This window comes from Fodinicola feengrottensis (assembly GCF_010993775.1).
GTDB lineage: Bacteria > Actinomycetota > Actinomycetes > Mycobacteriales > HKI-0501 > Fodinicola > Fodinicola feengrottensis.
Genome location: NZ_WOTO01000040.1, coordinates 25189 through 50183, shown reverse-complemented (window position 1 = coordinate 50183; position 24995 = coordinate 25189). Strand labels below are relative to the sequence as shown.

Genomic DNA, 24995 nt, shown 5'->3' with positions numbered 1-24995 from the left:
GCTCCCGTACCACTGGCGACCGCGTCGGCACCGACCGTAGCGCACTCGCAAAACTCGTGCGCCCCTATCTTCAGACCATTTCAGCGACCAGCCATTTCGGCCGCTGTTACAGGCGCATGGTGAGGACGGAGGGCACGGTGGTGGGGGCGGCGAGGCGGAGCAGGCCGTAGCCGATGCCGGCGAGACCGGTCATCAGGGACGGCAGCCGCACCCCGCGCGGGAGGCCGCACAGCCAGCCGTACGCGTCGAGGCCATCGAGGATGCCTGCCGCCGCCGGAGCACAGTCGTACGACGGAAGTGACAACAGCAGGTCGAGGTTGCCCAGATCGCCGTGGCAGAGCGAGAAGTTACGTCCGAAGCCAGCCTCCACAGCGGTCACCGCGGCCTGCACCTCAGTGTCCAAGACCGGGTCGTCCAGGGTGCCGCGAATGTCCATTCTGGACAGTCCGATCCCGGTGGCGCCGTGGCACCAGGCGACCGCGGGGGGCTCGTCCTCGGCGCGTACGTCCAGCCAGTTTCCCAGCGACGGAACGAAAAGCGTCCGCTCGTACGCCAGCGCCGCCACCGCGGTTCGCGCGTACAACGGCGATCCGAGCAGATCGGCGGCTGCACAGGGCCCACGCGATGCCTGCGGCGCCATGTCCGAAGCCGGCGAGGGGTCGACTGACCTGCGAGCGCAGCGGCTCCGGCACCCAGCCGACGCCCACGGGTTGCGCGGCGGCGGTGGCGACGAGGTGGTCGGCGCAGGCGCGTACGACCTCGCGTACGCGCGCGCTTGGCGCGACGGCGTACCAAGCAGCGAGACCGCCAATGTTTCCGGCAGAGCCGCCCACCACGTCGTACGTCTCATCGGTGGCCGTGAGCGCGGCGATCCGCTCGACCACCGGACCCGCCAGGTCGGTGGCGGCCGGCCAGTCACCGGCCAGCCGGGCGAGGGCGTAGAGCAGCCCGCCGGCCGAGTCCAGGCCGCCGGTCAGCCGATTGGCTCGGCGCGGGATCTGCAGCTCCAGCGTGGCGCGGGCACCGTACGCGGCCGCTCGGTGCCGCCGCTCGCCGGTAACTCCGGCCACGGTGTCGAGAAAAAGCGCGATCCCGGCCGTGCCGCTGTAAAAGTCCGGCCCGAGCGGCACGACCACCCAACCACCGTGCGGGGTCAGCGTCGGACCGCTCCAGGCGAGGTCCGACCGCCCCGCGTACGCACGGCGGATCAACTCGTCGGCGATCGCGGCGGCCTGGTCGATCGCCCGCGTCTTCACCTTGTCCGAGGTACCACGCGCGTACGGGTAGCGTGCCGTGTTCGCCTCACTGGCCGCTCCGGGCGAGCCCGCCGACACCGCGGACCGGAGCAGCCAGCGCTGCCGGTCGAGGTCGGCGGGGCCGAGCGCGTCCAGCTTGGCGAGCACAGTGGAAAGCGGCGCGGCGGTGACCGCCATCGGAATGGGTACGCCGGTGCCTCCGACCGCGTCGACACCATCGGTCCGCACCGCGAACACCGGAATGTCGTTGTTCCACAGGTCATGCTGTTCGTCGGCGACAAAAGGCAACGCGGTCTGGTCCCGCGCGGCCAGCGCCCACAACCGGTCGAAATGCCGGTCCCGATCCAGCGCGTCCCGCAACAGATCCGGATGGAAGCTGGCGCCCAGCAACGAGCCGTATTCCAGTGTGTCCCGGCGCAACAAACGGACCTCGTCGGCGCCGAAGGCGATCAGCAAGGGCCGGAGCTCTTCGCGGTGTGTAGAGAAAATCTCGTACGCGGCGGTGAACCCCGCATCCAGCGCGTCCAGTTGGTCCAACAGATCCACTGGCCGATCCGATGGCTGAGCGCCGGTCGGCTGGAGAGCATTCCGTACGTAGTCGACATGCATTTCGTCGGTCCACTCGCCCGTTAGTTCCGGGCTGGGCCGTGGGATCCGCTCGCCCGGCCGCCAGCCCAGCGCTGACAGGTCCACCCCGCCGTGATCCGATTCGGCCCACGAGCGATAGGGCAGCATGCCGGACCGTACGACCGAATGCGCGATCCCGGCGTAGGCGAGTCGCTCGCCGTCGGACAGCTTCTTTGGCGGATCAGGGAATTCTGGCTGCAGCAGCGTTTCCAGATCGACCAGCACCGGGTGCTCGCCGGCCGCGATCAGGTTCTGCGCATGGCAGTCAGTGGCCTCGAGCAGGTACGTCAGCGCCACCAGGCACCCACAGCGCCAGTAGAACCGGCTCAGCTCCGCTTCATCCGCACAGGGCGCGGCTTCCACGTGTTCGATCCACCCATAGCCGTCCCCAGCCAGCACTTCCAGCCGCCGCAACGGATGTTCCAGGTGCTGGTTGAGCCCATCCACCACCTGCTGGAAATGTACGTCGACACCGACCGGGCGCGGCTTGTACAGCAGCCGCAAGCCGCTTTCGAAACCCAGCCGAGCCACCGTGGCACCACCCCGATGCCGGTCCCCGAGCCCCACCTCCACAGTGGACAGCTGGCCAACGTCAGCGCCGAAAGTCGTGGTCAGCGCCGGCAGGTCGGCGACGAATCGGGCGAGCAATCGGGTCTGGTTGTCGAGCCAGGCCTGCGTGGCAAGCGTCAATTGGCGAGCCAGCACGACATATTCGGTCAACAGTGCCACCGCGAACTCGCGATCGCGAAGCCGTACGACGAATTCCTCGAAGCGCCCACCCGGAGTGTCCGCGGTCAGCTGCCCGGTGACGCGGGCGACGTTCAGCTCCAGCACCATCGTACGAGCCGCCATCGCATGCAGCTCGGCCGTCAATGCCGGCAGGAAAAGCTCCGCGACGGAGTGCGACAAGAGCGGGCTCACAGCGGCTCGGAGCTGGTCCCGGGCCGACGCGACCAACGGACCCACCAGTGTGGCGAAAACGTGCTCTTTCGGAATGTCGACCGGCGGCGCGGGATTCTCGAAACATTCGACCAGCCAGTCGATCCAGGTTTCGGTGGACGCCGGGACAGCACCGGCGAGCTGCGCGCGTACGCTCGCAACGTCGCGGCCGACGGCCGCCAGGCGCCTCCCGTACCAGTCTTTTTCGGTGCTGTCGAACGGTTCCTGTTGCCGCCAGCGGGTGAGCCTGCGGTCCGCGCGAGCCAGCTGGTCCGGATCGTCACTCACCCGCCCATTGTCCGGGCCGCGGAATACCAATGGCACAGCTCGGCCGGCCGCCGACCGTAAACCGTCGAGCTTCATGGGCGCACTCCAGGTTTTCCTTGACAGTTGATAAATGTCGCATTCCTCGCCGGACCGGCGAGGAATGCGACGTTTTTTCGCGGCCTGCTCAGTTGCTGCAAATCCGAAAACAGCTGGTCGCGAACTCGCAGGTATTCAACGAAAGCGCCTGACTTGCATAAAGCTCGGACTGCGGGACACCGGCCGGGTGGGTTGGCACGGCGTCGGGCGACAGGCTGAGTCGGTAGTCCTCGTCCTTCCAGGCCCGCACGAGTTCAATGGTGGACATTCGCACCTCCGGTGAGAAAAAATTGTGGACACCGGAAAACGTACGCGGAAAATCCGAATCTCCCGGAAAAAATCAGACCACTGACCAGATCCGGCCTCACCCTGACAAATGTCAGCGGAACTCATCGGGGCCGGCCGGGAGATCTACTACTTGACAGAACTCCGACGCGCACTGAAGAGGAGATAGCTGATCAGCAAAGCGCTAATGGCGACCGACGCGGCCATCGGCAGCGGGGCCGCGGTCGCGCCGACCGCACCGATCACCGCGCCGATGATAGGCGGCAGGATCAGACCGCCGATGTTGGCGGCGGTCAGGGCGATCGGCAGCGCGTCCCGGCCCAGGCCCTGCCCGCTCACCCACGCGAGCGCGGTCGGAAAGATCGGCCCCATCGCGGCACCGACGAGAAGGTACGTGAAGCCGCCCAGCGGCAGCGCCCACGTCACCACCAGCAGACCCGCCGCGAGGCCGGCGCAGCCGAGCATCAGCCGGCCGGCGCCGATCCGGGCCGCCACCGGTACGACCAGCAGCCGGCCACCGGCCAGCCCCACATAGAACAGGGACGTGGCGCGTACGGCCGTGCCCGCGTCCGCTCCGGCGGCCAGCAGGTGCGTGGTGGCGAAGCTGCTCGCGGCCACCTCGGTGGCCACGTAAGAGCCCAGCATCGCGGCCACCAGCGCCAGCCGCCCGTACGACTGCAACTGCGTGTTCCTAACGGGCCCCCGCGAAGGAGAGTCGGCCAGCACCTCGGGGGCAGCGGCGCCCTCCGGGATGGTGGAAAACCCGGTCGGCAGCCGGCTGACCAACACCGCCGAGAAGATCGCGACCAGCACGTACGGCAGGTAGGCAAAGCGCGGCGGCAGGCCCGGCAGGCCGCCGGCGAGCCCGGACACCACGAACGGGCCGACCACCGCGGCTACTCCGAAGACGCCGTTCAGCAGGTTCAGCAAGCCGGCCGACCTGCTCCCGTACGCGACCGCGATCACGCCGTTGACCAGCGCGGTCGCCGCGCCGTAGCCCATCCCGACGATCACCAGCGACCCGCACACCAGCCACCAGCTGGGGGTGGTGGGCCCGCGCCGACCAGACCGACCGCCATCGTCACGCCGGTCGCGGCGAGCAACACCCGGGCGTGAAAGCGCCGGTTGAGGAAAAAAAGCACGATCAGCGTGCCCGCGATGCACCCGAGCGGGACCGCGGACACCAACAGCCCGGCGTCTTGCGGTCCGACCCCGAATTCGGCGCGGATCCCCGGCAACAGCGGGCCCAGCGTGGAAACCAGCAGGCCCATAGTCACGAAGACGCCGAAACATCCGACCAATGGCGCCAACGGCATTTTGCGGACAGCCGTCATCTCAGACGCCACTGCCTACCTTCCAGAAAGCAGCGCGAACAGAATCAGGGCGACCAGGATCAGGCCGACTTGTCCCGGCGCTCGCGCTTGCTGAGCGTGTCGCGCGGCACGATCGTCGGGTTGACGTGTGACAACACCACATCGTTGGTGATGACCACGCGGGCCACGTCCGAACGTGACGGGATCTCGTACATCACCGACTGCAGGACCTCTTCGAGGATGGCTCGCAGGCCGCGGGCGCCGGTGCCGCGCAGGACCGCCTGGTCCGCCACCGCCTCCAGCGCGTCCTCGGTGAACTCCAGCTCCACGCCGTCCAGCTCGAAGAGCCGCGCATACTGCTTGATGAGCGCGTTCCGCGGCTCGGTGAGGATCTGTACGAGCGCGTCGCGGTCCAGGTTGCGGACACTGGTGATGACCGGCAGCCGGCCGATGAACTCCGGGGATCATCCCGAACTTCAGCAGATCCTCCGGCATGACCTCGGCATACACGTCGTCTAGCTCGGTCCGCGACCGAATCTCGGCGCCGAAGCCGATGCCCTTGCGACCCACCCGCTGCTCGATGATCTTCTCCAGCCCGGCGAACGCACCGCCCACGATGAACAGCACGTTCGTCGTGTCGATCTGGATGAACTCCTGGTGCGGATGCTTGCGGCCGCCCTGCGGCGGCACCGACGCGGTGGTGCCTTCCAGGATCTTCAGCAGCGCCTGCTGGACGCCCTCGCCGGACACGTCGCGGGTGATCGACGGGTTCTCCGACTTGCGGGCGATCTTGTCGACCTCGTCGATGTAGATGATGCCGGTCTCGGCGCGCTTCACGTCGTAGTCAGCGGCCTGGATCAGCTTGAGCAGGATGTTCTCGACATCCTCGCCGACATAGCCGGCCTCGGTCAGCGCGGTGGCGTCGGCGATCGCGAACGGCACATTCAGCATCTTGGCCAGCGTCTGGGCCAGATGCGTCTTGCCGCAGCCGGTAGGGCCGATCAGCAGGATGTTGGACTTGGCCAACTCGACCTGCTCGGCGTTGGACCGGTGTGCCGCGTTCTCCGCCTGCACCCGCTTGTAATGGTTGTAGACCGCCACCGCGAGCGAGCGCTTCGCGTGATCCTGGCCGACCACGTACGAGTCCAGGAACTCACAGATCTCGATCGGCTTGGGCAGCTCGTCCCACTTGAGATCACTGCTCTCGGAAAGCTCTTCCTCGATGATCTCGTTGCACAGGTCGATGCACTCGTCGCAGATGTAGACACCGGGACCAGCGATCAGCTTCTTCACCTGTTTCTGCGACTTCCCGCAGAACGAGCACTTGAGCAGATCGCCGCCATCGCCGATGCGTGCCACTGACGAACCCCATCCTTGTCGTGGCCGGCCAGGCAAGGCCGGGTGTCATGCCGGTCCCGGCTGCACGCCGGCGGTGCATCTGGTAGTCACCAAGTATGCATCGCCAGCGTGGCGTCCGGAGCCACTAACAGACCGTACCTCGTCCGACGCTCTAGGCCGAGCCCTCTTTGTCTCGCGCGTCGCACTTCTTACTTAATCAGCCCGCGTTGGTGAGGCTTGCCTTGCGGGATTCCAGGATCTGGTCGATCAAGCCGTACTCGACGGCCTCCTGGGCAGTCAGGAAGCGGTCCCGCTCGATGTCCTTACGGACCTGCTCGGGCGTACGGCTGGTGTGCTTGGCGATGATGGCCTCCATCTGCGTACGCATCCGGAGGATCTCCTTGGCCTGGATCTCGATGTCCGAGCCCTGCCCGTAACCGCCCTCGGTGGCCGGCTGGTGGATCAGCATCCGGGCGTTGTCCAGCGCCATCCGCTTGCCCGGCGTGCCAGCGGCCAGCAGCACGGCGGCGGCGGACGCGGCCTGCCCGAGGCAGACCGTCGACACGTCCGGGCGCACGTACTGGATGGTGTCGTAAATCGCCGTCATGGCGGTGAAGGAGCCACCCGGGGAGTTGATGTAGATCGAGATGTCCCGGTCCGGCTCGCGCGACTCCAGGCTCAGCAGCTGCGCCATGATGTCGTTCGCCGCACTGTCGTCGATCGGCATGCCGAGGAAGATGATCCGGTCCTCGAACAGCTGGTTGTACGGGTTGGTCTCCTTGATCCCGTACGAGGTCCGTTCGACGAAGCTCGGCAGGATGTACCGGTTGGTGACCGGGGCGAAACCGTTCACGGCTGAAACTCCCTGCTCAATGTTCTGAAGATTCATCGGGTTCGACCGCCCGAGGCGACCTGCTCGGCGACCGAGATCACGTGGTCGACGAAGCCGTAGTCCTTGGCCTCCTGCGCGGTGAACCAGCGGTCCCGGTCCGCGTCGGCCTCGATCTGCTCGAACGTCTGGCCGGTGTGGAACGCGGTGCGCTCCTGGAACATCCGCTTGGTGTAGATCAGCTGCTCGGCCTGGATGGCGATGTCGCTGGCCGTACCGCCCATGCCGCCGGACGGTTGGTGCATCATGACCCGCGCGTGCGGCAGCGCGTGCCGCTTGCCGGTGGTGCCGGCGCACAGCAGCAGCTGTCCCATCGAGGCGGCCATGCCCATCGCGTACGTCGCGACGTCGCACTGAACGAACTGCATCGCGTCATAGATCGCCATGCCCGCGGTCACCGACCCGCCGGGCGAGTTGATGTAGAGGTGGATGTCCTCCTCCGGGCTTTCCGCCGACAGCACCAACAGTTGCGCCACGATCAGGTTCGAGTTCTCGTCCTTGACCTCGGAGCCGAGGAAGATGATGCGCTCTCGCAGCAGCCGGTTGAAGACGGAGTCGTCGAAACCCATGCCGGACGCGCCAGCGGATCGTGCCGCCGGATCCCCCGGGGTGTACAAGTCAGTCACCGGTATTCCTGCCTTCGATACTTGCGGTGCCTACAGGGAGTGGTGCTTGCTGTTACTCCCGCGAGGTTAGCTCGGCTACCGCCGCCTGACGCGGGCTCTACCGGCGGTTTCGCTGTGAGCGCAGGAGCCGGGCATTCGCCCAGCTCATCGCGCCCGACTACGCCTCGTCGGTGTCGTCGTCTTCGTGATCGCCATGGTCGTGGTCAGCATGGTCGTGGTCAGCGTGGTCGTGATCGCCATGATCGTGGTCGGCATGGTCGTGGCCGGCATGCGCATCCGCGTCCGCTTCCCGCATGGCCGCACCGAGGTCGATCTTGGTGCCGGCGGAGTCCTCGATGGTGGCCTTGTCCAGCACCAGCGCGAGGGCCTTGCCGCGGCGGATGTCGGCGATCATGAAGGGCAGCTGCCCGGAATTGACCAGCTCGTCGGCGTACTGCTGCGGCTCCCGGCCGATCTGCGCGGACCGCTGCACGACCTCGGTGGTCAGCTCCTCGTTGGTGACGCCCAACTCCTCGCTGTCGGCCACCGCGTCCAGCACCAACTGGTTGCGTACGGCGTCCTGCGACGCCTCCTTGAGCTCGGCGTCGAGGTCTTCCTCGGTCTTGCTCTCAGCGGCCAGATACTGCGCGATGGTGGCGCCGGCCTGCTCCAGCTGCCGGGAAATGGCCTGCTTGCGGTAATCCAGCTCGGAGAGCACCACGCTCTCCGGCAGCGGCACCTCAACAGCCTCGATCAGCGCCTTCAACACGCCGTCGCGGGCGGCCACGATCTGCTCCAGCCGCTTGTTCCGCTCGACCCGCGTACGAGCGTCCGTGCGCAGCTCGTCGATGGTGTCGAACTCGCTGGCGGTCTGCGCGAAGTCGTCGTCCAGCGCCGGCAGGTCCTTCTCCTTGACGCCCTTGACAGTGACCGTGACCTCGGCCTCCTCGCCGGCGTGGTCACCGCCGACCAGCTTGGTGCTGAAGGTCTTGTCCTGGTCGACGGTCAGCCCGATGATGGCCTCGTCCAGCCCGTCCAGCATCTGGTTCGTACCGACCTCGTACGACAGACCCGAAGTGCTGCCGCCCTCGACCTCCTCGCCGCCGATCTTGGCGACCAGGTCGATGGACACGTAGTCCTTCTCGGCCGCGGCCCGCTCGACGTTCTTGAGCACCGCGAACCGGTCACGAAGCAGGTCGATGTGCTCGTCCACGTCCGCGTCGGTCACATCCAGCGTGTCGACGGTGACCTTGAGCTCGTCAAACACCGGCAGCGTGATCTCCGGGCGGACATCCACCTCGGCGGTGAAGCTCAGCTCGTCCCCGTCCTCGAGCTTGGTGACGTCGATGTCGGGCTGGCCGAGCACCTTGACGTCGTGCTCCTGGATCGCCGCGCTGTACTGCACTGGGATGGCGTCATTGATCGCCTCGGAGAGCACCGACGCGCGGCCGACCCGCTGGTCGATCAGCCGGGCCGGCACCTTGCCTCGCCGAAAGCCCGGGATCGCCACCTGCTGCGCGATCTGCTTGTACGCCTTGTCCAGGCTCGGCTGCAGCTCCTCGAACGGGACCTCCACCGACAGCTTCACACGGGTCGGGCTCAAGGTCTCCACGGTGCTCTTCACGTACGTACACTCCGGACTTATGGAAGCGGGGGATGTCTAACCTCCGGGAGTCTACCGACCCCCTCCGATGTCCGGGCCGACCCCCGCTTTAGAGACACACTCTTACGAGTCGAAGCCCATCCCCAACGCGTCGAGGCCGCGCAGCCACAGGTCGCGCCGGCCGCTGTCCCGATCGGCCTTCGCCATCGACCGTCGGGTCAGCTCGATCCCGGCATAGGCGACCGGCTCCGGCGGGAACGGGATCGGCTTCGTCCGGACCATTCTCAACTCGGTCAGCTCGGTTGGCTGCCCGGCCAGCAGATCCAGCATCACCCGCGCACCGAACCTGGTCGCTCCGACGCCGAGGCCAGTGAATCCCAAGGCGTACGCGACCCGGCCGGAGTGCGCGGTGCCGAAGAACGCGCAGAACCGGCTGCAGGTGTCAATCGCTCCGCCCCATCGATGGGTGAAGCCGATTCCCTCCAGCTGCGGGAAAGTCTCGAAGAAATGGTCCGCCAACCGCTCAAAGGTCGCCGGCCGCTGGTCGTACTTCGGGCGTACTTTCCGGCCAAAATGGTAGATCGCGTCGTACCCGCCCCACAGGATCCGGTTGTCCGCGGTCAGCCGGTAGTAGTGAAACTGGTTGCCACTGTCCGAAACACCCTGCCTGTTCCGCCACCCGATGGAGGTGAGCCGCTCGGCGCTCAGCGGCTCGGTCATCAGCACATAGTCGTAGACGGGCACTGTGTACGGCCGGACCCTGCGCAACGGGGACCGGAACGCATTCGTGCCCAGCGCCACGTTTTTGGCTCGTACGACCGCGTTGTCGTTTATCCGTAACGAGACTCCGGCCCGACCAGCCGACATTCCGCGTACCACCGAGTGTTCGAAGATAGTGACGCCGAGTTTCTGACAGGCTTTCGCGAGGCCCCAGGCCAGCCGGGCCGGGTCCACCAGCGCGGTGCCCTGTTTTTCCCACTGCCCGGCGAGAAAGGTCGGCGAATTCAGCTCGGCTCTTACCGCCTTTTGGTCAAGGAAACCGTCGCCTTCCAGCTCGGTCACCTGATGTGGCTCGGTCGCCACCGACAGCGAACCCACCCGCTCGAATCCGCAGTCGATGCCGTGCCGGAGAAGCGTTTTCTCGATATCGTCGAGATTCTCCCTGCCCAGCCGGTCCAGAGTGTCGTACTCATCCGGAAAGCGCGCTCGCCCGTTCGCCTCACCATGCGTCAGGCTCGCCTCACAGAACCCGCCGTTGCGACCGCTGGCCGCCCAGCCCAACCGACCGCCCTCGACCAGCACGACCGCCAGGTCGGGGTCGGCTTCCTTCGCCAGCAGGGCCGTCCACAGCCCGCTGAACCCGCCGCCCACCACCGCGAGATCACAGTCGATCCGGTTTCCCAGCGCTGGCAACGCTTTCGGACGCTCGGCCCGATCCAGCCAATACGGCACCGGAGCTGCCGCGGCGAGGGCCATGTAGTGCTGCATGTAGCGACACTAGACGATCCGAAAAGGCATGACGGCCGCCTTAACGAGCGGTAAGGTCTCAGGTGGGCCACCACCGTGGCCCGGTGTCCAGCCGAACGGCACGACCGTGACGGCTGAGCTTTCCCGCTCATCCGTTGATCTGTGGAGATTTGTCGTGTCGTACGCCCCGCTGCCCTCGCCCGCCGCCCGCCTCGCCACTGTCGCAAGCTCGCCGGTCCGCGACCTGTTGGCGCTGACCAGCCGCCCCGAGGTCATCTCGTTCTCCGGCGGCCTGCCGGCCCCCGATCTCTTCGATGTCGCCGGCCTCGCCCGCTCGTTCGAGCACGTCCTGCGTACCGACGGCCGGCGCGCCCTGCAGTACTCCCCCAGCGAGGGAAACCCGGCCCTACGCGCCACCATCGCGGCCCGCGCGCCGGTCCCCCACCGCGCCGGAGGACGTGCTGGTCACCACCGGTTCGCAGCAGGCGCTCACGCTCGTGGCCACCGCGCTACTGGAGCCCGGCGACACCGTCCTGGTCGAGGAACCGGCGTACCTGTCCGCCATCCAGTGCTTCCAGCTCGCCGGCGCCCGCCTGGTCGCGGTGCCCAGCGACGCCGACGGCCCGGACGTTGAGCAGCTAATTTCGTTGATTCAGAGCGAAAAACCCAAGCTCTTCTACTTGGTCCCGACCTTCCAGAACCCCACCGGCCGCACCCTGTCCGCGGCCCGCCGGGAAGCCATCGCCCGATCCGCCGGCCAGCACGGCGTCTGGATCGTCGAGGACGACCCGTACACCGAACTCCGCTACGACGGCGCCCCCATCCCACCCATCGCCGCCCACCCAGCCGCCGCCGACCGTACGATCCTTTTGGGCAGTTTCTCGAAAATCGTCGCACCGGGCCTGCGCCTGGGCTGCTCCGCGCCCCCGCCGGGTTGCGCGCCGCCCTGATCGTCGCCAAACAGGCCGCCGACCTCCACACCTCCACCATCGACCAAGCCGCCGCCGCGCACTACCTGGCTAACACTGATTTGTCTCTGCATCTTGATCGCGTTCGCTCGGCCTATCGGACCCGCCGCGATGCGATGCTGACTGTTCTGCCTGCTGTTTTGCCCGCCGGGAGCGAGTGGACGCGGCCCAGCGGCGGGATGTTTGTGTGGGTACGGTTGCCTTCCGGCTTCGTCAGCAGCGATTTGTTGCCGTACGCACTGAAAAACGATGTGGCTTACGTTCCTGGGGCGCCTTTTTACGTACGCGACCCGGATCTCGCGACCCTGCGACTGTCCTTCTCGACTCATTCGCCCGAACGTACAATCGAGGGGCTGGAACGGTTGCGACCGGTGTTCACTGGTGCGATTTGCCCATGATCAACAGCTCCACCGGCAACAGGTCCGTCGTCGAGTGCCGGACAAAACCCCACACTCGACGCCGAGCGCGGCACAAAGTCCCACACTCGACTAAGATCGCGCAGCCGCCAAACTGCGTACCGTTGCGACATGACCCCCACGATCGCCGTGCTGCATCCGGGTGAGATGGGCGCCGCTGTCGCGCAGATCGCCTCCCTTAACGCCACCGAAATCCTCTGGGTCCGCGCCGGCCGGAGCCCCGCCACCCACGCGAGAGCCGCCGCGGCCGGCCTCAGCCCAGTCGAAACACTGCAGGAGGCGCTGCGAGCTGACATAGTCCTGTCGATCTGTCCGCCCGCGGCCGCCGAGGCGGTCGCCATCGAGGTGGCTGGCGCCGGATTCCAGGGGATCTATCTCGACGCGAACGCCATCAGCCCACAGAGAGCCAAAACCATCGCCGAGCGGGTGGCCAAAGCGGGCGCTCGCTCGATCGACGGCGCCATCGTCGGGCCACCGCCAAATGCGACCCGCCGCAACCGCCTTTATTTGTCAGGCGAACCAGCGGATGTGGCCGCCATCGTCGAACTTTTCGCCGACTCACACGTAGGAACGGTCGACCTGGGAACGGAAATCGGGGCGTCGAGCGCGATGAAGATGGCGTACGCCGGCTACAACAAGGCGACCTCGGCGTTGGCGGCCGTCGCGCACGCCCTCGCGGCGCAGTACGGCGTCACCGAGCACCTGATGACGGAAGCGGCCAGGACCACCACGTCAGCGCTGTCCGAGTTGGCCGACCTGCCGAGCATCGTGGACCGGGCGTGGCGGTGGGCGCCGGAGATGCTGGAGGTCGCCGAGACCATGCGAGCGGCCGGACTGCCGGACGACTTTGGCCGAGCGGCCGCGATCGTGCTGGAACATTGGGCCGCGGACAAGGACAATCCCGGGATCAGTAGGGAAGATTTCTTCGAGAGGCTGCACGATGACCGATAGCGGACAGCTCTTCGAGGGATTCGGCCAGCGGCGGATTCCCACCAGCGGCGCCGAAATCAATGTCCGCGTCGGCGGCTCCGGGCCACCTTTGCTGTTGCTGCACGGGTTTCCGCAGACGCACGCGATGTGGCACCAGATCGCACCCGCACTGGCGGCCACCCACACGGTCGTTGTCCCGGATCTGCGCGGCTACGGCGATTCGTCCACGCCGCCAGGTGGCGACGACCACGCTGGCTACAGTTTTCGCGCCATGGCAGCGGACCAGGTCGAAGTGATGCGTACGCTCGGGCACCAAAGATTCGCGGTGGTCGGGCACGATCGCGGTGCACGGGTCACCCACCGGATGGCGCTGGACCACCCCGAGGCGGTCGAGCGGCTGGCGATGCTCGACATCGTGCCGACACGGCATGTGTACGGGCACACCGACAAACGGCTCGCGACCGTTTACTACCACTGGTTTTTCCTTATCCAGCCTGACGAGCTGCCCGAGCGACTGATCGGCAACGACCCGATCTACTACCTGCACAGCGCGTTGGGCAGCTTCGGCAGTGGCCTCGACTCGTACGCACCTGCCGCCCCCTGGCCGAGTACGAAAGGTGTTTCGCCGACCCACAAACACGGCACGCGATGTGCGAAGACTACCGAGCCGCCGCCACTGTGGACCTCGAGCACGACAAGGCCGATACTGGCCGCAGGGTGCAGCAGCCCACGCTGGTCCTGTGGGGCGCCAAAGGCGCGGTCGGCGCCCTGTACGAACCGCTCACGGTTTGGCGTGACTACGCCACCAACGTACGCGGCCATTCCATCGACGCCGGCCATTTCCTGGTGGAACAACAACCCGACGAAGTTCTCACTGAAATCCGCGCTTTTCTCACCGAAACCTGATTTCAGGCGGAGATCGCGGAGCGGCCCAGATCACATTGACGTGGTCGGAGCGACTTTCCTTGACCGTGAAAGCTGGCGAGTTGTCCCAGCAGTCAGCGACATACCGCGCGAACTCGCTTTCTGGCGGAAACATTCGTGATTCGTCCAGAAAACCGCGACTGGGGTGGGTGAGCCAAAACCGTACGTCCGGTATTTCGTCGTACGGAATGACGAGCGCGCAAGAGAGATCGGCGAGGCCTTCCTGCCCGATGAGGCAGCGGAAATCCTCGGCGAATCCCGGATCAAGGAGCATTGTCCCAACATACGAGACAGATCAAGGGCTTTTGGGTGTCCTGCATCATTGAAAGACCCCAAAAGCCCTTGATCATTGACGACCTGAACTCCCCCGAGTTCCAGGATCTGACGGGGGGCCGACAGCGGAGGAAAACCTGCGGCTGGGAGAAACCTAGCCGGCCGCGTGCGCTAAAGCAATAACACTGAACAAAGCTCCTTGCGGATCCGCGACAAGCGCGAAGCGGCCCTGCGGGATATCCATCGGCGGCTGGTGCACGTGCCCACCGAGAGCGACGACTTTCTCGACCGTGGCGTCGGTGTCGGCGACCGCGAAGTAGACCATCCAATGCGGCGGCACCTCGGCCGGGAAGGTCGCGTCCATCTCCATCATGCCGCCCATGCTCGCCCCGCCGAGCTTCCACTCGGTGTAGGCCATCTCACCCAACTGCATGGTGTTCGCGGTCCACCCGAAAATCGTGCCGTAGAAGGCTTTCGAGCCGTCCAGGTCACGGGTTAGCAGCTCGTTCCAGGACAGCGTGCCAGGCTCGTCCACCAACCCGGCGCCAATGTGCGTCAGCGGCTGCCACGCACAGAAAACCGCGCCGGACGGGTCGGCGAGGACAGCCATCCGGCCGGCGTCCATCACGTCCATGACCTCCACCATGACCTGCCCGCCGGCACCGCGGACCTCCTTGACAGTGGAGTCCACGTCCGCGACCGAGACATAGGTGGTCCAGTACGGCGCGATGTCCGGCTGTTCCTGGATGCCAAGCCCGGCCACCGGTATCCCCCGCAGCATGCACAGTCGGTAGCCGCCGGACTCCGGTGGCCCAGCCTCGCCGATCTCCCACCCGAACAGGTCGGAGTAGAAGTCGGCGGCCGCGTCCGGGTCCGGACTGCCGAGGTCCACCCACGAGGGCGTCCCGGGTCATAGGATGTCTTTTGCACCATTTCCCCCTCCATAACTGGCCGTCTTCGGCCGCGCGGATCGCAGTTTCCTCTCCGATCGAGAGCCACCGATAGGGACCTAGGGTCCTGCGTCTGAGGTTCGTTGCTTTCTCCGGCGCAGGACACTGGGTCAGTCCTCGGCCCGGAAGCTGCGTCCCAACTCGTCACCAGTCCCGAAATAGTGGCGGAAGACGTACAACAGCGGGTTCCACCGGGCCGGGTCGATGTGGTCGGTGCCCGCTTTGACGATGTCCGGGTGCGCGTGCACCCGCTCGACATGCGTTTCCACGATCCAGAAGCCGCCCTCCGGGTCAACCGGTACGTGGATCGCGCTCACCTTCGCCTCCAGCTGCAGCTGGCATTGCGCGATCCGCGGCACCGCGACCCTGTCGGACGGTTGCGAGGTGAACCCGGCGGCGGCGAATTTGTCCGGCTCGTAGCGGAACTTCGCCGTTTTGTCGGCCGGCACCGGGTCGCGGCCGGTCAGCGGCGCGAGCGCTTCGACGGCCTGGTGCAGGTCCGCGGACGGCAAGTTGACCACGCATTCCCGCTCGCGCTCCAGGTTCACCGCGGTCTGTGAGTCCGTCGACCAGCCGAGCACCACCGTGTCGCCGAGCGCCCACGCGGACGACATCGGCCCGATATTGGTGCTGCCATCGCGATTGCGGGTCGTCACCAGTACCACCGGCGTGCCGAAATAAAGGATCGACGGGTCTATCCGCAGATGTACGTCCGCACAGGTTGCCGAAAGGGCCACCATGGTCGTTTTCCTCTCTCGATGATCTTCGGATCGACCTTAGGGCGGCGATGTTTCGGTCTCCACCGAACAAATAGACTGCGGCGATGGAGACGAACCGGGTCGTACGGGAGCTGGCGGACTGGGCTTGGGCCCGGGTGCTGGAGCGCGACCCGGCCACCGCCGCACGCACCGGCCAGCAGGTCGAGACGCTGCCTCGCGGTGGCGCCGGCCGGCCAACTGGAGGCGGACGTAGGGGACGCCCAATGGGCGCTGGAAAAACTTGGCACCCTCGACACCGCGGACCTGTCAGCAGACGACCAGCTCACCGCCGGTTTCCTGGCCGACCATTTTCGTCAGGAGGTGGCCGAGGCCAGCAGGTTCTGGTTCCGTTTCCCCGTCACGCCCTACAACGCGAGCATGCTGAGCACCTACCGGTCGGACATTTTCGGCACTGCCGCGCTGGACACCGCCAGCGACGCCGATCGTTATCTGAGCCTGCTTGACGATTATGCGGCCGTCGTCGACCAATTGCTGGTCACCCTCCAGGGCCAGAGCCACCGGGGCATCGCCTTGCCTGCGTGGTCGATTGATGCCGTCACCAACACTATCCGCGCTCACGCGGACGCATCCGGTGATCTTGCCCCGGGACAGGAACGACTCGGGAGGCTCGCGTACGGCCCAGCCGGCCGCCGCTCACCGATAGGGTCCGCCAACTCATCGAAGGACCGATTTCCGGTGCCGTACGAGCGATTGCTGGCCTATCTGGCGGCCGAAACCGGTTCCGAAGGTGTCGGCATTGGCCAGTTTCCGGGTGGCGCGGAGTGTTACGCCGACCTTTTGTACGGGCACACTGGCCTGGCTGTCACCCCGGACCACGTGCACGAGCTCGGACTGTCCGAAGTGGACAGACTGACCGACCGGATCCATTCCGCGCTGGGAATCACTGACGAAGTGGCGTACAGGCAGCGGCTCCAGAGCGATCCGCGGCTCTACGCAACGGATCCGGCGGATCTGGAGAGGCGTTTTCAGGCGCACATCGACCGGCTCGGCGATCGCTTGTCCGGCTGGTTCAGGGAGATCCCGGCTGCGCCCTTTCGGCTCCGCCGGCTCGATGTCGCACTGGAGGCCGGCTCGACCTTCGGCTATTACGAGCCGCCAGGCGTCGACGAATGTGGCTATTACCACTACAACGGCTCAGATCTGGCGCACCGGCCGCTGCTGCAGTCCGCCAGCATGATTTACCACGAGGGCATGCCCGGCCACCATTTACAGATCGGCCGGCAACTGGAGAGCACCGCGCTGCACCCGATCCGGCGGGAGGCCAGCGAGCTGCGCACCTTCGCGTTGAGCGGATATTTCGAGGGCTGGGCGGAATACGCGGCCGGACTCGGGGTGGAAATGGGTTTGTACGAGGACCCCTTCGATCTCTATGGCCGGCTCTGCTCCGAACGGTTCCACGCCGCCCGGATGGTCGTGGACACCGGCCTCGCGGTCCGCGGCTGGACCCTGGCGCGAGCCGGTGACTTCCTTCGTACGAACGGATTTCTGTCCGCCACCGAGATCCGCACCGAGCTTGTCCGCTATGCCGTCGACGATCCCGGTCAGGCGGTCGCCTATCACCTCGGTCACCGTTTCCTGGCCGACCTGCGCGGCACCCGGGATCCCCGCGATTTCCACGAAACCGTGCTGTCCGGCGGCCCGCTCCCGCTGTCTTTGCTGGCCAGCCTCACAAACGCCGATGACCTTCGGCCGGAATCGGAGCAGCTGGCCCGGTCGGAGCTGGGCCGCCATCGGCAGGTCGGCCGCCACGACGACGGCGACGACCGGGTAGCCGCCGGTGACCGGATGGTCGGCCAGGAAAAGCACCGGCTGGCCGGCCGGCGGCACCTGCAGCGAACCGGTGACCATGCCTTCGGACGGCAGCTCGCCGACCCGCGCACGGTCGAGTTTCGGTCCCCGCAGACGTATCCCTACCCGATTGCTGTCCGGGGTGACCTCGTACGCGCCGCTGAAGAGCGGTTTCAGCGCGGAAAACCAGTCGTCCCGTGGCCCAGGCATCACGGCAAGCACGGGCTCGGCGGGAAAAGCCGCGACCGGGGCGAGGTCCACATGCGGCGGCCCGGTGATCGCGGAGCCCACCGGGAGCCGGTCCCCGGCGGCAAGCGGCGCCGGGCCGAGGCCGGACAGCACGTCCGTCGACCGCGATCCAAGGACGGGCGGCACATCGATGCCGCCGCCGCGTACGGCGACGTACGTCCGCATGCCGGTAGCCGGCGAACCGAGTTCCAGCAGCCCGCCGGCGGGCACCGACACGGGACTGTTCACCGAAACCTGCCGGCCATCCACGGTCGCCGGAGCCGCGGCCCCGGTCAGTGCGATCGTGGCCGGCGCGGCGAAAAAACAGCCGTAGGCCACCAAAAGTCGCCTCCACCGCGGCGGCCGACTCGGCGTTGCCGACCAACCGGTTCGCGAGGGAGAGGCTGCGTACGTCGGCGGCCCCGGAGGGCCCGACGCCGAGCGCGAGATAGCCAGGGCGTCCCAGGTCCTGCACGGTGGCCAGCGGCCCAGCTCGTACGACTTCGATCACGACGACACGAACCGTACCCGGTCGCCGGGTGCGAGCGCGGCCGGCGGATCCCGGTCCAGGTCCCACATCGCGAGCTCGCTGTGTCCGAGCAGATGCCAGCCGCCCGGCGACACGGTCGGGTAGACGCCGGTGAACTCGCCGGCGATCGCCACCGATCCGGCCGGTACGCGGGTCCGCGGAGTCGACCGGCGAGGCAGCCGCAGCGCCGGGTCAATGCCCGTCAGATAGCCAAAACCTGGCGCGAAGCCACAGAAGGCGACCTGGTACTCCGGGCCCTGATGCCGAGCGATCACCTCGGCCCGGCTGAGCCCGGTGGCTTTCGCCACGTCGTCGAGATCCTCCCCGTCATAGCGAACCGGGATTTCCACCAACGCGCCAGCGATCGCGTCAGTCATACGCAGCGGCACGTCTCGTACGGCTGCGCTGAGCCGGTCGAAAGTCGTGACGTCCGGGTCAAAAGTGACCAGGACCGTACGCGCCGCCGGGACCACCTCGACGGCTCCGGCCGGTAGGTCGGCCACCAGGCCAGCGCGCAGCCCGGCGACCTGGTCGAGGTCGTCGACCTCGACCAGGATGGCGCGCTCACCGGCCGGCCGGATCCACATCGTTTTACCCGAACGGCCGCAACTCGACGCCCGCGTCAACCAGGCCCAGCCTTCACCCGGCGGGCGATTTCCACCGCGCCAGGCGTGTCGCCGTGCACGCACAATGACCGCGGCCGGACCGCCACGACGCTGCCGTCGACGGCGACCACCGTCCCTTCGACAGCCATTCGTACGGTCCGCTCGACGACGGTGTCGAGATCGTGCACCACCGCGCCGGGGAGCCGGCGAGACACCAGCGTCCCTTCCGGTGTGTACGCGCGATCCGCGAAGGCTTCGGCGACCGCGGTCAGCCCGGCGGCCGCCGCCTGGCGCAGCCATTGGGAGCCGGGCAGACCCAGCACCGGCAGCTCCGGGTCGTAGCGCAGGACCGCGTCAACGACAGCCGCGGCCTGCTCAGCATGCGTCACAATGGCGTTGTAAAGCGCGCCATGCGGTTTCACATAGCGCACTTTTGTCCCGGCGATCCTGGCAAAACCGTCCAGTGCGGCAATCTGGTAAATGACGTCGTTCACCAACTCCGCCGGGTCGACGTCGATGAACCGGCGGCCGAAACCGGGCAGGTCGCGATAGCCGACCTGGGCTCCGATCACCACGCCCCGCTCGGCGGCCCGCTCGGTCACCCTGCGCAGCACCGACGGGTCGCCGGCGTGGAAACCGCACGCGACGTTCGCGCTGGACACCACGTCCAGCAGCGCATCGTCGTCGCCCATCGGCCAGATTCCGAAGCCCTCGCCCAAATCGCTGTTCAGGTCGATCACTCAGTCACCCCAGCGTGGCGCGACCAGGCCGTGTTGGTGCTGGTATTTGGCCCGTTGCGGCGGCGCCCAGCTGGCCACCAGCTCCGGATCCGGGCGGTAGACCTCCACTCCGATCGGATGGCACACCTCCAGCGGATCGCCGGCGTCCGGTCCCCACAGCGGGACCGACAAATCGCCTCCCGGGCACGTCGACAGCGCGCACAGAAGGTCGAGCTCGGCGAAAAACTCGAAGTAGTCGCCCGGTTGTGCCGGGCAGGCCTTCATAAAGTAGCGGTCCTCGTCGTTAAGACCGGTGCACTGGAACACATTCAGCACGTCGTGCACGTCGAACTCGGTCAGCCCGTACGGCAGCACCGCCCGGACCAGGTTGGAATGACAGTGAAAGTCGAAGTCCTCGCCGGTCAGCATCCTGTTCACGTACGGGTCGCAGCGGGTGCCGAGCAGGTCATGCACCCCGTCCACCCTGGCCGTCCACGCCATAGTCGGCCAGAGTGTCCGCGGTGACCGTGACCAGTGGCCGCAAAAAAAAACGGCAACGTGGACCACAGCCGGTCGTACGTGCTGACGTGCGCGCGCTGCAGCTGCCGGGTTCGGGACGCCCAGAGCCGCTCGCGCGGATCGTTGGCATTCCAGACATTCAGGTCGCCGACCTGCGGACCCTCAACGGTGACCAGCCGGCACAGGTGCCCGCGCGGGACAGTCCAGGCCCGGCCGGACCGGATCGGGATCTGGAAGCTGTCCACCATCTCGCGTTTGCCGTCCGCGAGCCGCCGATAGAAATCGCGGTCGACGTCGAGCGCACCTCCCTCGGACGCCTGATAAGCGGCGGCGGGAGAAACCATTCATACCTCCTGTCGGACCCCGGTCGGCACCTGCCGAACCGAGTTCGGCTGGTTGGATTTTGGCACTTCGGTTCCGTTGCGGCGTACCACATCCAGCACCCCGCGCTCGGAATCGTCAAGGTATTGCCACAACAACGCCTTCGCGCTGTCCCGGCCGCCGCCGCAGACCAGGTCGCAGATCTCCCGGTCTCGCGAGATCCACGGGGACTGCCAGGTCTGTTCGTCAGGCATGAGCGCGAAAGCCAGCCGCAGCTGGGCCAGCACCCCGCGGAACAGCTGGTCGAAGGTGCTGCTGCCGAGCAATGCCACCAAGGCCTGGTGAAAACGCAGGCTGGCGGTGCCCACCCGGTTCCACTCCTGGCCGGCCAGGGCCAGCTCGGCGGCCCGTACGGTGGCGTCCAACCGGGACAGGTCGGCCTCGGTGACCAGCGCGCTGTGTTCGATGGCACTGAGTTCCAGCGTACGGCGGACCCGATAAATCTCCCGCACGTCCAATGTGGACAGTGTCTTGACGATGACACCCTTGTGCATCTGGTATGTCAGGAGGCCTTCGTATTCGAGCAACCGAAGCGCGCTGCGCAGGGTATGCCGGGCGACGCCAAGCTCGGCCGCCAACGCCACATCGCGCAGCTGGGTCCCGGGGGCCAGATGGCCCTCGGTGATCCGCCGGCGCAGCGTCTCGGCCACCCGTTCGCCCACTGGCACTTGGTCGTTCATCCCCACCCACTCAGGTTAGCGAGCTTTGTTGCACAATTCAATCGACTCTGATGATCATCGACCTGGAAAGATACATTTTTCGATCAAACCCTTGACGCAGATTGTTCCACAATCCTAGGTTGCCCTAGTGTCCTGCGCCCGACCTTGACCAAGGAGCAATCATGCCCGGAACCCGCCACCATCGGCGCGCCCCGGCCGTACTTCTGCTTATTCTGCTCGCCACGCTGGCCGCGTGCACAGCGGGCGGCTCCAGCGGCGCGCCGACGCGGCTCACCACGATCAAGCCCGGCGTGCTCACGATCGGCGACGACCTGACCTACCCACCGTACGGGTATCTGGCCGGCTCCACGCCCACTGGATTCGATCCCCAACTTGGCCGTGCCCTGGCCGCCCGGATGAACCTGCGCCCGGACATCACCGACACTCGCTTCGAACAGCTGATCGCCAGCGTCAAAGCGCGCAAGTTCGACGTCATTATGTCCGCGCTCTACATCACCGCCGCCCGCGCCCAACAAGTCGACTACCTGCCGTACTTCACCACCGGAAACTCGCTGGTTTCCCTTGCCAGCAGCAGTTTTTTCGGCCAGCCACTGTCGACCAGCTGTGCGGCCGGCGAGTGGCCGCGATCAAGGGCGGCAAGGTCGTCCAGGACCTGCGCGGAACAGCCAGCGCGGCCTGTCGTACGGCCGGAAAACAGCCCATCGACGTACGGGAGTTCACCTCCGACCCGGAAGGCAGCCAGGCGTTGGTCGCCGGCCAGCTGGACGCGCAGATCACCGACGCGGCGGTGGCCAAAGACGCCGTCGACCACTCCAGCGGCCGGTTGATGATCACCAGCTCCACGTTGATCTCGCCGGCGGTGGTCGGGATCGCGGTCGCCAAAGGAAACACGCCTCTGCTGCAGGCTCTGACGAAAGCGCTCGACGAACTGAAATCGTCCGGAGCGTACGGAAAACTGCTGGCGCAATACAACCTGCAGCCGGTCGACGAGAAGCTTGTCCAGCAAGTTCTGGGCACCGGCAAGACAACCGCGGCCGACACTGGTTTCGACTGGAAATACACGATCGGGTTGTTCGGCAACCACGACCTGTGGCGCGCGGCCCTGCTGGTGGTGGTCCTCGCGGTGGTGTCCTGGGTGCTCGCGACCGCGCTGGGCATGGCCGTCGCCCTGATGCAGCGCTCGTCGATCCCGCCGCTGCGGTGGATCGCCGGCGCGTACGTCTGGTTTCTTCCGCAGCCTTCCGCTGCTGGTTCTGCTGATTTTCGTCTACAACGCGCCACAAGTCGTGCCCGCACTCCAACCACTACTGGGCAGCCCATTCACCGTCGGCGTGGTCGCGCTGGTGCTGAGTGAGACCGCGTACATGTCCGAGATCCACCGCGGCGGGCTGAAATCCGTCGAGGCCGGGCAAGGTGAGGCGGCGCAGGCGCTCGGCATCCCGTACGCCGGCGTCCAACGACATGTGGTCATCCCGCAGGCCTTCCGGGTGGCACTTCCGGCGCTGGGCAACGAATTCATCACCATCCTGAAACTCACCTCGTTGGTCAGCGCGATCTCGCTGGCCGAGATCCTGCTGGTCGGGCAACGCCTCTACACCGAAAACTTCAAGGTGCTGGAAACCCTGCTCGGCGTAGCGATCTATTACGTCGTACTCGTCACGATTTTCGACCGGATCCGCGCCCTGCTGGAGAACGGTTTGGACGTACGCCGGCGCGGCGCTCCCAGGTGTCCGCTCCGGCGAGCGCCGACGCGGCGGCCGTTCCAGGTTGGGACGTCAACAAAACTCGTACCCCGCATTCCGGCGAGGTGGTCGTTTCGGCTGAGGGCATCCACAAGTCGTACGGGCCGGTGACCGTCCTTGACGGCGTCGACCTCCAAGTGCATCGCGGCGAGGTGGTCGCGATCATCGGCCCGTCCGGCTCCGGCAAGACAACCCTCGCCCGTACGCTTAACTGGCTGGAAAAACCCGACCGCGGCACAGTCTCGGTGGATGGCGAGCGGGTGGGACTGCGCGCCGACGGCGGCTTCGCCGGTGACCGGGACATCGCCCGCCAGCGCCGACACATCGGGATGGTTTTCCAGCGCTTCAACCTCTTCCCGCACAAGACAGCCCTGCAGAACGTGACGCTGGCCCCCACGTACCTGCGCCTCACCGACCGCGCCACGGCGCAAACACAGGCCCGTGAGCTGTTGACCCAGGTCGGCCTTGGCCCCTACGCCGACCGCTCCACACCAGCTTTCCGGCGGCCAGCAACAGCGGGTCGCGATCGCCCGCGCGCTGGCTTTGCGGCCCAGCGTGATGCTTTTCGACGAACCCACGTCGGCTCTGGACCCTGAGTTGGTCGGCGAGGTGTTGGCCGTCATCAAAAACCTCGCCGCCGGCGGAATGACCATGGTGGTGGTGACGCACGAAATGCGTTTCGTACGCGAAGTCGCCGACTGGGTGGTTTTCATGGACGCCGGCAAAGTCCTCCGACAGGGTTTACCGGAGGACATCTTCTCCGCGGCGGCGCGGAACCGCGAATTGAGCGATTCTTCGCCAACGTCGGCTCCTAACCTGAGTATCCGGCCTTCATTGACGACCTGGCAGCTCCCGCCTCCCGAAGCGTCGTGACTCATCCGTTTCGTTACGTTCGCGGAGGCTGGCTACTCGACATTCCTTGCGAGGATTCCCAAAGTCGCCCGCAGCGCGGTCTCCGGAATGACCGGGAAAATGCCCGCCTCCCGATACCGCTCCTCGATCTGACTCCAGTCGTAATAGGACGTCACCAGGGATCCGCCTTCGCTCGGCGACAGCTGATAACCGTACAAATGCTTGATCGGCGGCTGAATAGCGCCGGAAATCGTCCACTCGATCGCGGTGTCCTGCTCGAAGCGAGTGATAATCACCGTCACGTCGTACTTCCCGAGCGGATAGTCGTTGAGCGCCTCCCGATCCATGTGGACGACGAACTCGTCGCCCACCTTCTGGACCGGATCGCCGTCCGCGGACTGCAACATTCCGGAACTGTCGATCGCCACGTGCCCGCGCGGATCGCACAGCAGTGCGAACACCTTCGCCGGCGACGCCGCGATCTGCCGCCGGACCTCGAACCGTTCTGTCTCCATGCCCATCACCTTCGCACGGCGGCCGCGTCAGAGGGCGTACTGGAACGCGATCGCCAGGGAAATTCCGAACAGCACCCAGGCGGCCACCGCGCCGATCCAGCCGAGGCCGCCGCGCCGCCACTGCCAGATGATCGCGGCAACCCCGAGCACGATGCCGATGATCCAGACCATCGCCGGGCCGAAGAGCACGTACGACTGAGCCGCGCCGCCCTGACAGTACGGCCGACTGTCCGCGGCGCCGCCGGTGCCGCAACTGTCGCTCGCGAAGATCGACACGAAGAACCAGAGCGCCAACACGCAGATCCCGCCGACCACATAGAGCCCCAGCGAGACCGAGGTGAGCACCACACCAACCCGTCGTCTTTCCACCATGTTCCCCATGCTGCCCTGCTGCACCGACTCCCACCCAGTCGACAAGCGCGCACTTTCGGGCAGAGGCGAGAGGCAGCCGACGCATTAGGTGCCTGGGGAAAGGTGACAGCGGCGCGGCTTTGTCGGGGGTGACGAGGACC

24 protein-coding genes and 5 pseudogenes are annotated in these 24995 nt (G+C 66.5%); 8 read left to right on the top strand and 21 right to left on the bottom strand.

All coding sequences use genetic code 11. From position 1 onward, the window contains the following. Positions 1-106 precede the first annotated feature (106 nt). The 11 genes and pseudogenes from GNX96_RS31505 to GNX96_RS56785 form a co-directional block, all read right to left on the bottom strand. On the bottom strand, positions 107-640 hold the full coding sequence (locus GNX96_RS31505; RefSeq protein WP_279582019.1) for a lanthionine synthetase LanC family protein: 534 nt from the start codon (positions 638-640) through the stop codon (positions 107-109). Then, positions 618-3185 (bottom strand): annotated as a pseudogene (lanM, locus tag GNX96_RS31500) (type 2 lanthipeptide synthetase LanM); the annotation flags it as partial. The gene GNX96_RS31505 and the pseudogene lanM, both read right to left, overlap by 23 nt. An 88-nt stretch (positions 3186-3273) precedes the next feature. Further along, on the bottom strand, positions 3274-3453 hold the full coding sequence (locus GNX96_RS31495; RefSeq protein ID WP_163571639.1) for a mersacidin/lichenicidin family type 2 lantibiotic: 180 nt from the start codon (positions 3451-3453) through the stop codon (positions 3274-3276). Positions 3454-3599: 146 nt separating this feature from the next. Beyond that, on the bottom strand, positions 3600-4499 hold the full coding sequence (locus GNX96_RS31490) for an MFS transporter (protein WP_163571638.1): 900 nt from the start codon (positions 4497-4499) through the stop codon (positions 3600-3602). Beyond that, positions 4481-4816 carry a hypothetical protein gene (locus GNX96_RS31485; RefSeq protein ID WP_279582018.1) on the bottom strand — a complete coding sequence of 112 codons (336 nt, stop codon included), beginning with the start codon at positions 4814-4816 and terminating at the stop codon, positions 4481-4483. Before GNX96_RS31485 ends, GNX96_RS31490 begins: the two co-directional genes overlap by 19 nt. A gap of 47 nt (positions 4817-4863) precedes the next feature. Then, a pseudogene (gene clpX / locus GNX96_RS31480) lies at positions 4864-6142 on the bottom strand (ATP-dependent Clp protease ATP-binding subunit ClpX). Positions 6143-6338: 196 nt separating this feature from the next. Then, positions 6339-7010 carry an ATP-dependent Clp protease proteolytic subunit gene (locus GNX96_RS31475; RefSeq protein WP_163571636.1) on the bottom strand — a complete coding sequence of 224 codons (672 nt, stop codon included), beginning with the start codon at positions 7008-7010 and terminating at the stop codon, positions 6339-6341. After that, complete coding sequence (locus GNX96_RS31470; RefSeq protein ID WP_163571669.1) at positions 7007-7579, bottom strand: ATP-dependent Clp protease proteolytic subunit; 573 nt, start codon at positions 7577-7579, stop codon at positions 7007-7009. Before GNX96_RS31470 ends, GNX96_RS31475 begins: the two co-directional genes overlap by 4 nt. 214 nt (positions 7580-7793) lie before the next feature. Further along, positions 7794-9239: a trigger factor gene (gene tig, locus GNX96_RS31465; protein ID WP_163571635.1), complete on the bottom strand. Its 1446-nt coding sequence runs from the start codon at positions 9237-9239 to the stop codon at positions 7794-7796. 102 nt (positions 9240-9341) lie between these two features. Further along, on the bottom strand, positions 9342-10706 hold the full coding sequence (locus GNX96_RS31460; RefSeq protein ID WP_163571634.1) for an NAD(P)/FAD-dependent oxidoreductase: 1365 nt from the start codon (positions 10704-10706) through the stop codon (positions 9342-9344). Positions 10707-10833: 127 nt separating this feature from the next. Beyond that, complete coding sequence (locus GNX96_RS56785) at positions 10834-11031, bottom strand: hypothetical protein (protein WP_279582016.1); 198 nt, start codon at positions 11029-11031, stop codon at positions 10834-10836. A gap of 112 nt (positions 11032-11143) precedes the next feature. Between GNX96_RS56785 and GNX96_RS56780 the strand changes: the two genes are divergently transcribed. From GNX96_RS56780 to GNX96_RS31445, 4 genes are all read left to right on the top strand, one after another. Further along, on the top strand, positions 11144-11635 hold the full coding sequence (locus GNX96_RS56780; RefSeq protein ID WP_279582015.1) for a PLP-dependent aminotransferase family protein: 492 nt from the start codon (positions 11144-11146) through the stop codon (positions 11633-11635). Further along, a complete protein-coding gene (locus GNX96_RS56775; RefSeq protein ID WP_279582014.1) occupies positions 11620-12051 on the top strand; it encodes an aminotransferase class I/II-fold pyridoxal phosphate-dependent enzyme in 432 nt (143 codons plus the stop codon). Before GNX96_RS56780 ends, GNX96_RS56775 begins: the two co-directional genes overlap by 16 nt. Before the next feature lie 129 nt (positions 12052-12180). Next, entirely contained in the window at positions 12181-13020 is an 840-nt protein-coding gene (locus GNX96_RS31450; protein ID WP_163571633.1) for an NAD(P)-dependent oxidoreductase, read from the top strand. Continuing rightward, positions 13010-14044, top strand: coding sequence for an alpha/beta fold hydrolase (locus GNX96_RS31445; RefSeq protein ID WP_279582013.1), 1035 nt, complete (start codon positions 13010-13012; stop codon positions 14042-14044). Before GNX96_RS31450 ends, GNX96_RS31445 begins: the two co-directional genes overlap by 11 nt. A 306-nt stretch (positions 14045-14350) precedes the next feature. Here GNX96_RS31445 and GNX96_RS31435 read toward each other — a convergent pair whose 3' ends face one another. Both GNX96_RS31435 and GNX96_RS31430 read right to left on the bottom strand, forming a co-directional pair. Next, positions 14351-15088: a VOC family protein gene (locus tag GNX96_RS31435; RefSeq protein ID WP_163571631.1), complete on the bottom strand. Its 738-nt coding sequence runs from the start codon at positions 15086-15088 to the stop codon at positions 14351-14353. Positions 15089-15256: 168 nt separating this feature from the next. After that, the gene (locus GNX96_RS31430; protein WP_163571630.1) at positions 15257-15886 is read right to left on the bottom strand and encodes a flavin reductase family protein; all 630 of its coding nucleotides are present in this window, start codon (positions 15884-15886) and stop codon (positions 15257-15259) included. Between GNX96_RS31430 and GNX96_RS65315 the strand changes: the two are divergent. Further along, positions 15851-17527, top strand: a pseudogene (locus tag GNX96_RS65315) (DUF885 domain-containing protein); the annotation flags it as partial. The gene GNX96_RS31430 and the pseudogene GNX96_RS65315 sit on opposite strands and share 36 nt — an antisense overlap. 87 nt (positions 17528-17614) lie before the next feature. On the opposite strand, the pseudogene GNX96_RS31420 reads toward GNX96_RS65315, so the two are convergent. From GNX96_RS31420 to GNX96_RS31400, 6 genes and pseudogenes are all read right to left on the bottom strand, one after another. Continuing rightward, a pseudogene (locus tag GNX96_RS31420) lies at positions 17615-18452 on the bottom strand (5-oxoprolinase subunit C family protein); the annotation flags it as partial. After that, the gene (gene pxpB / locus GNX96_RS31415; protein ID WP_163571629.1) at positions 18449-19057 is read right to left on the bottom strand and encodes a 5-oxoprolinase subunit PxpB; all 609 of its coding nucleotides are present in this window, start codon (positions 19055-19057) and stop codon (positions 18449-18451) included. The pseudogene GNX96_RS31420 and the gene pxpB, both read right to left, overlap by 4 nt. 35 nt (positions 19058-19092) lie before the next feature. Then, positions 19093-19815, bottom strand: coding sequence for a LamB/YcsF family protein (locus tag GNX96_RS31410; protein WP_313885828.1), 723 nt, complete (start codon positions 19813-19815; stop codon positions 19093-19095). Then, a complete protein-coding gene (locus GNX96_RS56765) occupies positions 19816-20268 on the bottom strand; it encodes a DUF1989 domain-containing protein (RefSeq protein WP_279582011.1) in 453 nt (150 codons plus the stop codon). Beyond that, a complete protein-coding gene (locus tag GNX96_RS56760) occupies positions 20229-20657 on the bottom strand; it encodes an urea carboxylase-associated family protein (RefSeq protein WP_279582010.1) in 429 nt (142 codons plus the stop codon). Before GNX96_RS56760 ends, GNX96_RS56765 begins: the two co-directional genes overlap by 40 nt. Further along, positions 20658-21374: a GntR family transcriptional regulator gene (locus GNX96_RS31400; protein WP_163571628.1), complete on the bottom strand. Its 717-nt coding sequence runs from the start codon at positions 21372-21374 to the stop codon at positions 20658-20660. Between the two features lie 161 nt (positions 21375-21535). Between GNX96_RS31400 and GNX96_RS65310 the strand changes: the two genes are divergently transcribed. From GNX96_RS65310 to GNX96_RS31385, 3 genes and pseudogenes are all read left to right on the top strand, one after another. Further along, positions 21536-22201, top strand: a complete 666-nt coding sequence (locus GNX96_RS65310) for a transporter substrate-binding domain-containing protein (protein WP_390624192.1) — start codon at positions 21536-21538, stop codon at positions 22199-22201. A gap of 459 nt (positions 22202-22660) precedes the next feature. Next, positions 22661-23227 (top strand): amino acid ABC transporter permease, encoded by a 567-nt coding sequence (locus GNX96_RS31390; protein ID WP_163571627.1) that lies wholly within the window; start codon positions 22661-22663, stop codon positions 23225-23227. Continuing rightward, positions 23182-23989 (top strand): annotated as a pseudogene (locus GNX96_RS31385) (amino acid ABC transporter ATP-binding protein). Before GNX96_RS31390 ends, GNX96_RS31385 begins: the two are co-directional and overlap by 46 nt. Before the next feature lie 32 nt (positions 23990-24021). Here GNX96_RS31385 and GNX96_RS31380 read toward each other — a convergent pair. Further along, on the bottom strand, positions 24022-24483 hold the full coding sequence (locus GNX96_RS31380) for an SRPBCC family protein (protein ID WP_163571626.1): 462 nt from the start codon (positions 24481-24483) through the stop codon (positions 24022-24024). A 27-nt stretch (positions 24484-24510) separates the two neighbouring features. Continuing rightward, positions 24511-24879, bottom strand: a complete 369-nt coding sequence (locus GNX96_RS31375; protein WP_163571625.1) for a hypothetical protein — start codon at positions 24877-24879, stop codon at positions 24511-24513. Between the last annotated feature and the right edge of the window lie 116 nt (positions 24880-24995).